At 43.6% G+C, this 15,021-nt stretch carries 12 protein-coding genes; 6 read left to right on the top strand and 6 right to left on the bottom strand.

All coding sequences use genetic code 11. The features are described from left to right. Positions 1 to 3: 3 nt before the first annotated feature. From PP181_RS11165 to PP181_RS11150, 4 genes are read right to left on the bottom strand one after another with little or no spacing between them, the layout of a single operon-like run. Positions 4 to 1,989 (bottom strand): protein-disulfide reductase DsbD family protein, encoded by a 1,986-nt coding sequence (locus PP181_RS11165; RefSeq protein WP_272637159.1) that lies wholly within the window; start codon positions 1,987 to 1,989, stop codon positions 4 to 6. Then, positions 1,986 to 3,290, bottom strand: coding sequence for a tRNA lysidine(34) synthetase TilS (tilS, locus tag PP181_RS11160; RefSeq protein ID WP_272637158.1), 1,305 nt, complete (start codon positions 3,288 to 3,290; stop codon positions 1,986 to 1,988). Before tilS ends, PP181_RS11165 begins: the two co-directional genes overlap by 4 nt. Positions 3,291 to 3,326: 36 nt before the next feature. Continuing rightward, a complete protein-coding gene (locus tag PP181_RS11155) occupies positions 3,327 to 4,625 on the bottom strand; it encodes an anthranilate synthase component I family protein (RefSeq protein WP_272637157.1) in 1,299 nt (432 codons plus the stop codon). 4 nt (positions 4,626 to 4,629) lie between these two features. Beyond that, on the bottom strand, positions 4,630 to 5,166 hold the full coding sequence (locus PP181_RS11150) for an NADPH-dependent FMN reductase (protein ID WP_272637156.1): 537 nt from the start codon (positions 5,164 to 5,166) through the stop codon (positions 4,630 to 4,632). Between the two features lie 128 nt (positions 5,167 to 5,294). Here PP181_RS11150 and PP181_RS11145 point away from each other — a divergent pair, with 128 nt between their 5' ends. After that, a complete protein-coding gene (locus PP181_RS11145; RefSeq protein WP_272637155.1) occupies positions 5,295 to 6,479 on the top strand; it encodes a heparan-alpha-glucosaminide N-acetyltransferase domain-containing protein in 1,185 nt (394 codons plus the stop codon). A 178-nt stretch (positions 6,480 to 6,657) separates the two neighbouring features. On the opposite strand, the gene lpdA is transcribed toward PP181_RS11145, so the two are convergent. Both lpdA and PP181_RS11135 read right to left on the bottom strand, forming a co-directional pair. Next, the gene (gene lpdA / locus PP181_RS11140) at positions 6,658 to 8,064 is read right to left on the bottom strand and encodes a dihydrolipoyl dehydrogenase (RefSeq protein WP_272637154.1); all 1,407 of its coding nucleotides are present in this window, start codon (positions 8,062 to 8,064) and stop codon (positions 6,658 to 6,660) included. A 132-nt stretch (positions 8,065 to 8,196) separates the two neighbouring features. After that, positions 8,197 to 8,655: an Lrp/AsnC family transcriptional regulator gene (locus tag PP181_RS11135; protein WP_272637153.1), complete on the bottom strand. Its 459-nt coding sequence runs from the start codon at positions 8,653 to 8,655 to the stop codon at positions 8,197 to 8,199. Positions 8,656 to 8,808: 153 nt separating this feature from the next. Between PP181_RS11135 and PP181_RS11130 the strand changes: the two genes are divergently transcribed. From PP181_RS11130 to PP181_RS11110, 5 genes are all read left to right on the top strand, one after another. Continuing rightward, positions 8,809 to 10,032, top strand: a complete 1,224-nt coding sequence (locus PP181_RS11130) for an aminotransferase class I/II-fold pyridoxal phosphate-dependent enzyme (protein ID WP_272637213.1) — start codon at positions 8,809 to 8,811, stop codon at positions 10,030 to 10,032. A 69-nt stretch (positions 10,033 to 10,101) separates the two neighbouring features. Next, positions 10,102 to 11,592: a Na+/H+ antiporter NhaC gene (nhaC, locus tag PP181_RS11125; RefSeq protein WP_272637152.1), complete on the top strand. Its 1,491-nt coding sequence runs from the start codon at positions 10,102 to 10,104 to the stop codon at positions 11,590 to 11,592. Positions 11,593 to 11,688: 96 nt separating this feature from the next. Further along, entirely contained in the window at positions 11,689 to 12,195 is a 507-nt protein-coding gene (tpx, locus tag PP181_RS11120) for a thiol peroxidase (RefSeq protein WP_272637151.1), read from the top strand. Between the two features lie 10 nt (positions 12,196 to 12,205). Further along, positions 12,206 to 12,571 carry a diacylglycerol kinase family protein gene (locus tag PP181_RS11115; protein ID WP_138258409.1) on the top strand — a complete coding sequence of 122 codons (366 nt, stop codon included), beginning with the start codon at positions 12,206 to 12,208 and terminating at the stop codon, positions 12,569 to 12,571. A 61-nt stretch (positions 12,572 to 12,632) separates the two neighbouring features. Beyond that, positions 12,633 to 15,005, top strand: coding sequence for an FtsK/SpoIIIE family DNA translocase (locus PP181_RS11110; protein ID WP_272637150.1), 2,373 nt, complete (start codon positions 12,633 to 12,635; stop codon positions 15,003 to 15,005). The last annotated feature ends 16 nt before the right edge of the window (positions 15,006 to 15,021 follow it).

The following is a 15,021-nucleotide window of genomic DNA, read 5'->3' as shown; positions in this document are numbered from 1 at the left end:
TTCTTACGGATTGCTGGAAAATCCCTTTCCTTCATAATTTCGTAGCCCTTCCTGCAACCAGGTTCTGTAGGTATCCGCATCGGTGTTCTGGATGGCCGTATTCAACACCTCCAAGTCCGGCGAGAGCAGCACATAGTAAGGTTGCGATACCGCATTGAAGTTCACATCCTGAAAAGTACCCCACTTTTGGGCAATGTTACCGATGCGCTTGGTTCGGCCCGAGTCATATTGAAACGTAAACTGCTCGGCCTCCGGAAGTTCCTTTCTATCGTCTACATATAGTGAAATAAGAACGTAATCATTTTTCAAAATCTGATAGACATCCGGTTCGCTCCAAACATTTTCTTCCATTTTCCGACAATTGACACAGGCCCATCCGGTAAAATCCAACAAAATAGGTTTTTCCTGTTCCTTGGCGTAGGCCAATCCCGTTTCAAAGTCCTTAAAGCAGTCAATGCCCAGGGGACAATCGGATTCCTGCTCAAAAACACTGTAAAATTCCGGTGGAGGGAAACCGCTTAACAATTTCAGATTTGAAATCCCCGTAAACCCTAAAATCAAGTACAAACTAAATGCGGCACTCACCACACCAACGGCCTTTCTGCCTATGGAAAGTTTTCCTTTGGGACCGTCATGCGGAAATCTAAAAACACCAAAGAGGTATAAGGTTGTCAATATTCCTATGAGAATCCAAATTCCGATAAAAACTTCTCTTTTTAGGATTCCCCAATGTCCTACCAAATCAGCATTGGAAAGGAATTTTAGGGCCAAGGCAATCTCCAAAAATCCCAAAACCACTTTTACCGTGGTCATCCATCCGCCAGATTTTGGCAAGGAGTTTAGCCAAGCTGGAAACAAAGCAAAGAGCGCAAACGGAAAGGCCAACGCCACGCCAAAACCGGTCATCCCGGCAGATAAATTGGTGGCCACATCACCTTCGGCCAAGGTCGTACCTCCCAAGAGTCCGCCCAAAATGGGTCCCGTACAGGAAAACGAAACAATGGCCAAGGTTACCGCCATAAAAAAGATGCCCAAAGCCCCTCCAATCTTTGAGGATGCCGCATCCATTTTATTGGCCCAGGAACTAGGTAGGGTCAATTCATAGTAGCCGAAAAAAGAAAAGGCAAAGAGGATGAAAATGGCAAAAAACGCCAAGTTCAGCCAAACGTTGGTTGCTATGGTATTCAATATTTGCGAATCGACCGAATCAAATAAATGAAACGGAAGACTCAACAGGAAATAGATCAATACGATGAAAAAGCCATAGAGCAAGGCATTGGCTATCCCTTTTGATTTTTTCTCCGAATGTTTGGTGAAAAAGGAAACCGTTAAGGGAATCATGGGAAATACGCACGGGGTCAAAAGGGCGATAAGCCCTCCCAAAAATCCGAGGGCAAAAATTACCCATAAATTGGAACCCGAACCAATATTCTCCTGACCCTGACTCAACAAGGCCTTGTTCTTTAAATCCAATTTTAGGTTAGCCGTCAACATCTTGCTTTTTTCATCCAGTGCAAGGGTTTCCGTCACGGCCTTGGAACCGTCCAAGGAAAACACAAAATCAATATCGGCAGGGATACAGACTTCCTTACAGACCTGATAAAATAGGTTGACCTTTACTAGTTTGATTTCCTGATTCAACAGTTTTATCCGCTGGGTAAAGATGGCCTCTTCCTTAAAAAAGGTTTCCTCTACCTCAAAAATATCGCTGAATTCCTTCACGGTGGCACTCTCCTTTGTATCGCCCACCAAAGCGTAGTCCTTATCTACTTCAAAGAATTTGAATTCACTGGGCAAGGCACCTCCTTCGTCCGTGAACTGGGAATACACATGCCATCCCTCGTGAATGTCGCCTTTGATAATCAGCTCAAATTCCGTATCCGAAATCTTATTGACCTCATGGCTCCAAATGACCGGATTTTCATCGCTCTGGGAACGGCCCACAAATGATGATAGTAGAATGAAAATTCCGAAAATTAGTTGCTTCATAATAATGCTATGCTTAGTATCTCTTTTGTTGTTTCCGTTACTTTAAATCGGTCATCCACCCGCCTACCTATTACCCAAACGATTGCATCACCTGAGCAAAGCAACCATTGTTCCTGTTTGGAAAAAAGGTCCAATTTTTCATCCTTAAAGTACTTGGACAATTTCTTTTTGCCCTTCATCCCCAAGGGATAAAAATAGTCGCCTTTCTCCCATTTCCTTACGGTCAACGGATATTTTAACGTGTTTTTATCCAAATAAATTATACGGGCAGTAGTATCCTTTTTTTCCGATACCTCTTTACCTTCCAAGCCAATGGGGTAATCGATTCTAAAGTCGCCCTCTTCAATTTCAAAAACTTCCTTTTCCTGTGCCGTTTTTTTGGCCAAAATCAAGTGATCCCGATTCTTCAGCAATACATATTCAGCAGAATAGACGGATTTACCGCTCATGGCGTCCAAAAGTTCCACTATGTTCTGCCATTCCGTAAAACCAAATTCCTTGAACAGTCCAAATAAATAACCCTTGAGTGGCCGGAGTTTTTTTAATTCCGATACGGAAATCTTCAAATACTGGTTTTCCCTTTGGAAAAGCCGTTCCCTAACCCTCTCCAGTTCATTTTCCGAAATTTCCTGGGTTTCCTTGAGAAAGCCCAAGGTACGTTCAAAATTTTCCATAAAGGCAGGATGCAGTTCCTTTAATTTCGGGACAATTTCCAGTCGGATTTTATTGCGCAGATACTTGGTATCGGCATTGCTTTCGTCCTCCCGCCATTGTAGACCCCTTTCTTTGGCATAGGCCAAAATCGTATCCCGGGTATATTTCAAAAGCGGTCGCCTAATTTGGCCAGTTGCTTCGGGAATGCCGGTCAAACCGTCGATTCCGGTTCCGCGGGACAAATTTATGAGAAAGGTTTCCAGATTGTCATCGGCATGATGCGCCGTAACCAAATAATCGATTCCAGGTTCTTCCATCAATCCCTTGAACCACTGGTACCGCAGCTCCCTGGCCGCCATTTGCACCGACACCCTATGACTATGTACATAACCCATCGTATCAAAATGGGTCACAAGTACCGGTCTTCCCAATCGATTGCCCAATTCCTTTACAAATTTCTCGTCGCCATTGCTAGCCGCTCCGCGCAACCTAAAATTACAATGTGCCAAAATGAAATCCATCTCGCTTTCCTTACATAGGTAAGACAGCAAAACACTATCCAACCCCCCACTGCATGCCAATAAAAATTTATTTTTTGTCAGTTCCGGGAAGTTATCCAAGATGTGCGATTGAAAATCCTTGAGCATGGCACAAAGTTAACCAATTAAGAAATTCACATAATCTTAAACCTCTTCCAAAACCTGTCGCATCGCCTTGGCCTTCAACAGACATTCCAAATACTCCTTTTCCGGGTTGGACATTGCCGTAATGGCGCTCCCAACGGCATAGGAAAGATACTTTTTGGAACTGTTGTATAGGATGCTGCGTATGACCACGTTGAAGTCAAAATCGCCCTTCGGCGTAAAATATCCTACCGCCCCACTGTATACGCCCCTTTTGAACGATTCCAAGGCCTCGATAATCTGCATGGCCGACACTTTGGGGGCCCCGGTCATACTGCCCATTGGGAAACAGTTTTTTATAATATCCACAGGGTTTTCATCTTTTTTCACCTCACAGCATACCGTTGAAATCATTTGATGTACCTGGGCAAAGGAATACACTTTGCAGAGTTCCTCCACCTGTACGCTTCCCTTTAGGGCAGTTTTGGACAAGTCGTTACGCACCAAATCCACAATCATCACATTTTCTGAACGCTCCTTTTGGTCCTTTTCCAAATGTCGTTTCAGTTCTGCATCCTTTTTTGGGTCTAGTGAACGGGCCGCCGTTCCTTTTATGGGCTGTGAAACTATTTTTGTACCGACTTTCCTTAAAAATCGTTCCGGACTGGCACATAGCAAATAGTTGCCGAAGAGCTTCATGAAGGTCGCGAAGGGCGGTCTTGAAATGGCGTTCAAGCGTTCATAGACGGGCAAAGGAGTCATATCAAAGCCTTCACAATAAAATTCCTGACAAAAATTTACCTCATAAATATCGCCTTGATGGATGTGGTCCAATATTAGGGAAACCTTATTGAAATATTCATCCTTGAAAATCCGCATTTTTATGGAGGGCTGCCCATGTTGAAAGCCGATGTTTTCTTCGAAATCATTTTGCGAAATCGACTCAAAGTCGGACTGCATCTCATCGGCGACCATATCCAAGTACAGAAATTCAACCTGGGAACCCTGGATTTGAATAATTTTCTTTGGCTGAAAGAAATAGAGCTCCGGAAATTCCAGTCCGTCAAAATTTTGGGAATCGAGGGCTTCAACATCGTTCTTTAAATCGTAGGAGAGATAGCCAAAAATCCAGTCGTTCACTTGCGACTGATAGGCCTTTAAATCCTCAAAGGCGTTGTGGTAATCCGTAGAAATTGCCGTGAGGCCATCCACGGCAAGCAGCGCTTCAAAAGAGGTATAGGAGTTTTGATGACCGTTGGAGTCCAACCATACAATTTCATCGAAACGCTGCGCCCAACGAAGCACCGAGCGTTTGAAAGCACCGATGTCATCAACGGTATGCAGGAGTCGTTGCCGCAACAGCCTAGTCTATTACCTTTAGAAAATCCTTCAACAAATTTTGGTGCGCCTGGGCCAAGTCGGCATCCACAATACCCTTATAGGCATCAAAATTCTCCTTGAACTGGGGCAGGGAAAAGGTGCCCACAATATGGGCCCCAAACCTTTTCAAGAGGGCGGAACTTACTTCCAAAGCTCCGATACCTCCACGCTTTCCGGGCGAGGTAGCCATTAAAAGCACCTTCTTATCCCGAATAAAATCACGGTCCAACCGGGATAACCAATCCAACAAATTTTTGAAATAAGCAGAAGGGTAGCTATTATGTTCATTTACCGAAATAATCACACCCTTGGAAAACTGGATATCCCGCTTGAATTCATTGAGGGCATTTGAATATCCGTGTTCCTTCTCATAGTCCATACTATACATGGGAAACGGACAATTGCTCATGTTCATGAGTCGGACTTCCTCAGTTCCTATCAAGGAGCACGTATATTTTACGAGTTCAAAATTTATGGAAGCCGAAGAATTACTTCCGGCAAAGGCGAGGATAAAGGACATAAGCGGTCAATTTTTAAAAGGACTAAATTAGCCAAAAGCCACTTAGTTAACAGTATTTTATCTAATTTCGCGCTAGAAAACATCCAACCACCCTGTAAATTAAGTATATAGGGTAGTTAAAATTTGGAATGGACAAACGTACTACAAGACTATTCTTTATCGATGCCATACGGGCATGGGCCATCCTAATGATGCTACAAGGGCATTTTATTGATGGACTCCTCGACCCGCTTTATAGGGATTCCTCAAATACCGTTTTCAACGTTTGGAAATATTTTAGAGGGATTACGGCGCCTGTTTTCTTTACCGTATCCGGTTTTATATTTACCTATCTATTGATCAGGGTTCCGGAACGTGGTTGGCAGAACCCCAGGGTAAAAAAAGGTATCAAGAGAGGCTTACAGTTACTATTTATTGGTTATCTCTTACGCCTAAATCTTTGGGGACTCTTTAAAGGGGAAATTTACAGCTCCTTCTATCTGGTGGATGTATTGCACTGCATCGGGTTTTCAATCTTAGGAATCATTACGTATTACGTGTTGACAGCCAAATCCAAATATTGGCTGTTTTCCTTCCTTCTTTTGTCCACTACACTGCTGCTGTTCATTTTTGAACCGATATACAAAACACTGGAATATAATGGTTTACCCACTTGGATAGCGAACTACCTGACCAAAACCAACGGTTCCGTTTTTACCATAATACCTTGGTTTGGCTACACTACCATGGGTGCGTTCCTTTCGCTTGTCTTTACAAGATTTAAGGAACACCAAAATTTATATACGGTTGCCATACCAACATTTGCACTGATAGGGTTTACACTGATGTGGTATTCTTCGGACTTCTTTGCACTTTTAAATGAAATTACCGGATTACAAATTTTTGCCGATGTCGTATCCAATAACTATCTGTTCATTAGGCTGGGAGACGTATTCGTTGTATTCTCCATTTTTATGCTGTTTAGAAAGTTCCTGACCAACAAAACCGGACTGCGGTTGGGTCAGAGTACCCTTTCCATTTATGTAATCCACTTCATTATCCTATACGGAAGTTTTACGGGACTTGGTCTCTACCGATTTTTCCATCATTCTTTGAATCCTTGGATGGCCATCATTGGTGCCATCACCTTTATGGTCGTCTGTTCGTATCTGGCACTTGGCTATGAGAATAAAAAGGTCTGGATCAAGGAGCAGCTACATCAGATTGTCCTACTTATTAAAGTGCAGGCGGAGCGATTACTAATTATAGGGTTTAATCTACTTAGAACCCTGCTTTTTAGATTGGTTCAGTTTTTAGGGCTACAGAGGAGTTAGGAGTTAGGAGTTAGGAGTTAGGAAAAATAAACATCCTATTTAAAAGTACATAAGGTTTTTTTGGTAACAATTAATTAATTTTTGGCGAATCCATTTGAAACCAAACCTTTTGTCGGTATCAATGAAAACTGCCGTTTCAAGTATTTTGAAACGGCAGTTTTTTAAACCATACTTCGGATTAAATATGCAACGCACGGTCCTCCGTGGCGGCAAGCGCGGCCTCTTTTACCGCTTCCGCATAGGTTGGATGCGCATGGCTCATTCTGGAAATGTCCTCGGCGGACGCCCTAAATTCCATGGCAGTAACGGCCTCCGTAATCAAATCGGCACAACGGGCCCCAATCATGTGGACACCCAACACTTCATCGGTTTTCTTATCGGCCAATATCTTTACGAATCCGTCAATGTCCATACTTGCTCGCGCACGGCCTAAAGCCCTCATAGGAAATTGACCCACTTTATAGTCCACTCCAGCCTCCTTTAGTTCCTCTTCCGTTTTACCAACGGCGGCGACTTCTGGCCAAGTGTACACTACGCCCGGAATCAGGTTATAATCGATATGCGGCTTCTGACCTGCCAACTGTTCGGCTACCAAAGTACCCTCTTCTTCTGCTTTGTGGGCAAGCATCGCTCCTTTGACCACGTCGCCGATGGCATAAATATTGTCCACATTGGTTTTAAGATGTCCATCGACCTCTACTCGGCCCCTATCATCCATTTTCACACCGGCCGCTTCAAGATTGAGTCCTTCGGTGTAGGGTTTCCTTCCTACGGATACCAAACAATAATCCCCTTCAAAAACGACTTCAGTGCCTTTTTTGTCATCGGCTTTTACCGTTACCTTCTTACCCTTTCGCTCGACCGATTTTACCTTGTGCGACAACGCGAACTTGATTTTTTGCTTCTTCAGTACTTTCATCAATTCCTTTGAAAGCGCCCCATCCATGCCGGGTATGATTCGGTCCATATATTCCACCACGGTAACCTCTGCACCCAAACGGCTATACACCTGGCCCAATTCCAGACCTATCACCCCGCCTCCAATAACAATCATATGTTTTGGAATTTCGGTAAGTTTTAAGGCTTCGGTAGAGGTAATGATGCGTTCCTTATCGATGTTTATGAATGGTAACGAAGCAGGTTTGGAACCTGTGGCGATGATGATGTTCTTGGCCTCGATGGTCTCCGTTTTTCCATCATTCTTCTTGATATTGACATGGGTGGCATCCTTGAAACTTCCCACCCCCTCGTAGACATCGATTTTATTTTTGTCCATCAAAAACTGGATGCCTTTAGTAGTTTGATCTACGACCCCCTGCTTTCTGGCGATCATCTGCTTCAGGTTTACCTTTACCTCCCCTGGAATCTCGATACCATGCTCCTCAAAATGGTTGATGGCATCCGCATAATGGTGCGATGAATCCAAAAGGGCTTTGGATGGAATGCATCCCACATTCAAGCAGGTTCCCCCCAAAGTGGGATATTTTTCAATAATTGCGGTTTTCATTCCTAATTGGGCACATCTAATGGCACTCACATATCCTCCAGGACCCGAGCCGATAATGGCTACATCGTATTGATTCATAAATTTTAATTTTTACACGCTATTCGAGATTTAGTGCATTCCGACACTAATGTCGATATTCAGTTAAAGTTCAAAAAACCCATAGTATTCAACTATGCATTTAGTGTGGTAAAATTACTGCTTTTTTGAATTTTACAGCGGTATAACGGTAGAATGCTTCACTTCTTTTATGGTAAAGGAACTTTGGGTGCTGCCAATATGCGGTATGGCCGTTAACTTGGAAACCATAAAATTCCGGTAATCCTCCATATCCCTTACATGGATTTTTAGGATATAATCAAAATCACCGCTTAGGTGATGACATTCCACTACTTCATTGAGCTTGCCTATTTCACGTTCAAAATGACGGATATTGTCCCGCGTATGCTGTACCAACTTCACATGGCAAAAGGCCGTAAAACCTTTATCCACGGTAAACCTGTCGATCAGCGCCACATAGGATGTAATGACCTTGGCGCGTTCTAACCTCTTGATTCTTTCGTACACCGCAGTGGTAGAAAGTCCAAGGGTATCCGCATACTCCTTTGTCGTCTTTTTACAATCGGTCTGCAATAGGCCCAATAATTTTTCATCGATTTCATCAAACTTCATAACCGAATTTTATTCTAAAAATTAACATTCCAAAGCTTCCTCTTAAATTAATTTTCCAAGAATCGGAATATTATAGATTATTTTTCTACAAATATACATTTTGATTGACAATTCATCTAAATAAATATATTTTTGATGACAAATGTTACAATTATGGGCCATAAAGAAGCAAACGATTTACAGGATCTACAGTATTTTGGTGAGTTTGGTGGGGTGAATCCTTCCATTTCAGATTCATCGACCTACACGTTTCTATCCGCCAAAACAATGTTCGATACCTTTGAAGGGAACACGGAAGGATGTTATCTCTACAGTAGGCACTCCTCCCCTTCCAACCTCTATTTAGGGGAAGCCTTGGCGGCTTTGGAGGGAACGGAAACGGCCAACGTTACCGCGAGCGGAATGGGAGCGATTACCGCCGTCATCCTGCAATTATGCGATGCCGGAGACCATATCATTAGCAGCAGAACTATTTATGGAGGTACATATGCCTTTATGAAGAACTTCTTAAAAAAGTTCAATATTGAAATAACATTCTTGGATATTACCAATTTGGATGCGGTTTCGAGCTCCATAAAGACGAGGACCAAAATGATTTATTGCGAGAGTGTGAGCAACCCCTTGTTGGAGGTCGCGGATATTTCCGCATTGGCAAAAATTGCGAAGGAAAACGGAATTCCGTTGGTAGTGGACAATACGTTCTCCCCCCTATCCATCACTCCGGCCAAATTGGGTGCCGACATCGTAATCCATAGCCTTACCAAGTTCATCAATGGCACCAGCGATTGTGTGGCTGGAGCGGTCTGCGGCACCAAGGAATTTTGTTTAAGCCTCAAGGACGTAAACAATGGTGCGGGAATGCTTTTGGGAAGTACGTTGGATAGCCTACGGGGCGCTTCAATACTCAAAAACATGCGAACCTTGCATATCAGAATAAAAAAGCACAGCGAAAATGCGCAGTTCTTGGCCGAAAAATTTGAACGAGATGGTCTACGGGTCGTCTATCCCGGACTGTCCTCACACCCCGGCCATTTGATCATGGAAGATCAAATGAATCCACAGTATGGATATGGCGGACTCCTAACGATCGACGTGGGTTCCCTGGAAAATGCAAATTCCCTGATGGAGATGATGCAGGAACGGAAATTGGGCTACCTGGCGGTAAGCCTGGGCTTTTACAAAACGCTTTTTAGTGCCCCAGGTACTTCCACTTCCTCCGAAATTCCCTTGGATGAACAAAAAGCCATGGGTTTGGGTGATGGACTTATCCGCTTTTCCATTGGTTTGGACAGTGATATCCACCGAACCTACGATTTGATGAAGCAATGCATGGTAGACCTAAACATACTTGAAGCCGATACGATGAAGCTAGAGTAAAAGAATATCGGGTTGCACATCTTTCCTTTAAATCGTAATATTACGGGATAACCAAACGGAAAATTGTTGATGGCGGATCAGAAAACCAACAAACATAGAGAGAACGAGCATATTGTTGATAATAAGGAACTGAGCATTTTAGAAGCAACAATACCCGTAGTTGCGCTGGTTATTATGCTGGCATACAATGTATATGTGTTTGGGGATGACGCGTTAAGTGGTTCAAATCAATTTATCCTTCTCTTAGGCGGGGCTGTAGCAGCTATCGTAGGTATCTATAAGAAAGTTCCCTACAAACAGATGTTGGCCGAGGTCGCCGAAAACATCAAATCCACTTCCGGTGCCTTGCTAATATTATTGATGGTGGGAGCATTGGCCGGAACATGGCTCGTTAGCGGTATTATTCCGGCCATGATTTATTACGGACTCCAAATTTTAAATCCCACTATTTTTTTAGCAGCCTGTGTCATCATTTGTGCCGTTATTTCGATAGCTACGGGTAGTAGTTGGACCACGGCCGCGACTGTGGGCATCGCATTGATTGGAATTGGCGAGACCCTGGGAATTTCATTGGGTATGACGGCAGGAGCTATCCTTTCAGGTGCTTATTTTGGTGATAAATTGTCCCCACTTAGTGACACTACGAATCTTGCGCCAGCTATGGCCGGTGGTGAGTTGTTCACCCACATAAAGTATATGTTATGGACCACCGTGCCTACCATAACAGTTACGCTTATCGTGTTTATAATTATTGGTTTCAACCTTGAAACCAGTGGTGAGGCGGATGTTGATGCCATTCTTTCTTCCATAGATGCTTCATTCAATATAAACGGATGGCTTTTTATAGTACCGATAGTCGTTGTGGCATTGATCGTGAAGAAAACCCCGCCTTTGGCCGCTCTCCTCATAGGAACTTTATTAGGAGCGCTTTTCGCCCTTATATTTCAGCCCGAAGTTGTGGCAGGTATTACAGGTGCCAAGGAATTGAATTTTCAATCTGGATACGAGGGTATTTTAAAAGCAATTACGGTAAGTACCGATGTTCCAACGGACAATGCGTCTTTGAGTGACCTATTCTCTGCCAAGGGAATGGCAGGCATGTTGGGAACCATTTGGCTTATTGTTTGTGCCATGGTTTTTGGGGGAATTATGGATGGAATTGGGGCACTCTCAAGAATTACAAAAGCTTTGTTAGGTTTGGCCAAGTCAACCTTTGGGCTGTTTTTTAGCACAGGAATCAGCTGTATCGTTTTAAATGGTACGGCCTCCGATCAATATCTGGCCATAGTTGTTCCGGGCAAAATGTTCTCCCAAGCTTTCAAGGATAGAGGTTTGGCCCCCGAAAACCTAAGTAGAACCTTAGAGGATACTGGTACGGTAACTTCCGTGTTAATTCCGTACAATACATGTGGAGCGTACCATAGCGGCGTCTTGGGCGTAGGCGTGGCCGAGTATTTTGTATATGCCATTTTTAATTGGCTCAGCCCTATTATGACCTTCATCTTTGCGGCCTTTAATATTAAAATCAAAAAGTTGGTCCAAACAGTAAGCAGCAACTAAAATTTAAAAGTAAAAATTTATCCTTTTTTTAAAGGATTTAGCTTTTAGGTATGGGCTTATATTTTTAATTTCACGTTCCAAATAAAATGAAACACTATGGCAACCGTAACACTCAAAGGAGGTGAAATCCATACCTTGGGAACCCTTCCTTCAACTGGCAGCAAAGCCCCTGATTTTCAACTCACAAAGAACGACCTTTCTTCCGTTAAGCTTTCGGATTACCAAGGTTCCAAATTGGTTCTGAACATTTTTCCAAGTGTGGATACGGGAACTTGTGCCCAGTCCGTCAGACAGTTCAACGAGGAGGCTGCGGAACTTGATAACACCATAGTTTTATGCATTTCCAAAGATTTACCATTTGCTCAGGCACGTTTTTGCGGAGCGGAAGGTATTGAGAACGTTGAAATGCTTTCCGATTTTAGGGACGGTAATTTTGGCAAAGCCTATAATCTGGAATTCACGGACGGTCCCTTGGCCTCACTTCATTCCAGGGCAGTGGTCGTATTGGACGAAAATGGAACGGTTTTGTATACGGAGCAAGTTCCGGAAATTGTGGACGAACCCAACTATAAAGCTGCACTTGAAGCTTTGATGGATTCCTAAATACGGCAAAATGCCCAAAGAATCCTTTCTGGTAAATAGAATAAAAAGCGTTGGCTTCGCCCTTCGCGGTGCCCTTTTGTTGATACGAACGGAGGCCAGTATAAAGATTCAGATTTTTATAACGCTGGTCATGACCGCGGCCGGATTCTATTTTGAAATATCCAATACGGAATGGATCTTACAAATTTTTGCCATCGCCCTGGTCTTGGGAATTGAGGGAATGAACACGGCCGTTGAAAAGATTTCGGATTACGTACAACCGGAGTTCGATACCAAAATAGGTCTTATTAAGGACATATCGGCAGGAGCGGTCATGTTGGTGTCCATAGCTGCAAGCATTGTTGGCTGCATCATTTATTTTCCCAAAATTTTTTAAAAATAATAGCTAAAAGGCTTCGGGGGTAAATTTGTACTTTTGCCACCAGAATACGTTTTACATGGCAAAAAAGGCATCCAAATCCAAGCCAAAGGCAACAGCTACCAAAAAGAGGAATCCTTTTAAGATATCCAAACAGAACAAGATTATTTTGGGTAGCCTTCTGATTCTTTTTAGTATAGCGCTTTTCTTTTCATTTGTATCGTTCTACTTTTCTTGGGAGCATGACCAAAGTTTATTGTCGGAATTCAAGAACAGAAACGAGGAAGCCAAGAACCTGCTCAACAAATTTGGGGCAAGCATCAGTCATTTCTTTGTATACAAGGGTTTTGGAATTGCCACTTTAATACTTCCTGTCTTATTATGTCTAACGGGAATCTATATGTTTCTGGGGTTGGATAAAAAAGGTTTGGCAAAAAAGTGGATTTGGGGACTTTTGTTTCTCATTTGGTTTTCCATAGCATTCGGTTTCTTTGCCGTTGAAAGTCCGTTGTTGGGAGGTCTCGTAGGATATGAAATGAACGACTTCCTTCAGGATTACACAGGCAAAATTGGCGTATTGCTATTGCTGATATTTGGTCTGATATTCATTTTGGTCCGACTTTTCAACGTTACACCGGAAGGTGTTGCGGAATATTTTAAATCAAAAAGAAAGGAACTCTCTGCCGACTTTAAGTCTGCCAGACCTGCCGAGGATAATGATATTGAGGATGATATACCTCTAGGCATTGATGACGAGGAGCAAGTTTTGGTAGACACCTATACCCATAAGGAAGAAATACCGCACCTGAACAAGGAAGAAGACGACTTTAAGGTTACAGTTCCCAAAGAGGATGAGGAAGAACTGGCCATGGAAGTGGAGCAAATTGTGGAAGAACCGGAGGAGATTGACGTACTGGCCAGTAAATTGGTGGATGATTTTGGTGAGTTCGACCCCACCTTGGAACTGGGCAATTACAAATTCCCTACCATCGATTTATTGGATGCCCATGGGGTTTCCGGCGGAATTACCATCAATCAGGAAGAGCTCGAGGAGAACAAGGACAAAATTGTTGAAACCCTCAAAAATTATAAAATCGGTATTGCGCAGATCAAAGCGACCATTGGACCTACGGTAACCCTTTATGAAATTGTTCCGGACGCCGGTATCCGTATTTCAAAAATCAAAAACCTGGAGGACGATATTGCCTTGTCCTTGGCCGCCTTGGGCATTAGGATCATCGCCCCAATTCCGGGCAAGGGAACCATTGGTATAGAAGTGCCCAATAAAAACGCAACGGTCGTTTCCATGCGCTCCGTAATTGCTTCGAGCAAATTCCAAAAAGCGGAAATGGAACTTCCGATCGCCTTCGGAAAAACCATCAGCAACGAAACTTTTGTAGTGGACCTGGCAAAAATGCCACACTTGTTGATGGCGGGTGCTACGGGTCAGGGTAAATCGGTGGGGCTTAACGCCGTTTTGACCTCGCTTCTGTACAAAAAACATCCGGCCGAAGTCAAGTTCATTTTGGTAGACCCCAAGAAAGTGGAGCTTACCTTATACAATAAAATCGAACGGCACTTCTTGGCGAAACTGCCTGACTCCGAAGAAGCCATCATCACGGACAATACCAAGGTAATCAACACCTTGAACTCCCTGTGTATTGAAATGGACAACCGTTACGAACTTTTGAAATTGGCCATGGTACGGAACCTTAAGGAATACAATACCAAGTTCAAGGCCCGAAAGTTGAACCCGAACGACGGTCATAAATATTTGCCCTATATCGTTTTGGTCATCGACGAGTTTGCGGACCTGATCATGACGGCCGGAAAGGAAGTGGAAACGCCCATAGCAAGGTTGGCGCAATTGGCTAGGGCGATAGGCATCCATCTCATCGTTGCCACCCAAAGACCGTCGGTGAACGTAATCACGGGTATCATCAAAGCGAACTTCCCCGCCAGGATAGCTTTTAGGGTTACTTCCAAAATAGATTCAAGAACGATTTTGGACGCCCAGGGCGCGGACCAATTGATCGGCCGTGGGGACATGCTGTATACACAAGGTAACGATGTTACCCGTATTCAATGTGCCTTTGTGGACACCCCTGAAGTGGCCAAAATCACCGAATATATAGGTTCCCAAAGAGCCTATCCGGAAGCCCATGAGTTGCCGGAATATGTGGGTGAAGATTCTGGCACGAGTGTTGATTATGATATTGAGGATAGGGATAAAATGTTCAGGGAAGCGGCAGAGGTTATTGTCATTGCCCAGCAAGGTTCCGCATCGCTCATACAACGAAAGTTGAAGCTTGGCTATAACCGTGCGGGTAGGATCATCGATCAATTGGAAGCTGCAGGCATTGTCGGGCCTTTTGAAGGGAGCAAGGCAAGGCAAGTGCTCATTCCCGATATGGCATCCCTACAACAATTATTGGATAACGAAAGCCTATAAATGGCACAAAACTTAA

Origin of the sequence: Maribacter sp. PR66 (assembly GCF_028464205.1) — a bacterium.
Classification (GTDB): Bacteria; Bacteroidota; Bacteroidia; order Flavobacteriales; family Flavobacteriaceae; genus Maribacter; species Maribacter flavus.
The sequence above is the reverse complement of the archived record's forward strand: the minus strand, read 5'-3'. Positions and strand labels throughout refer to the sequence as shown.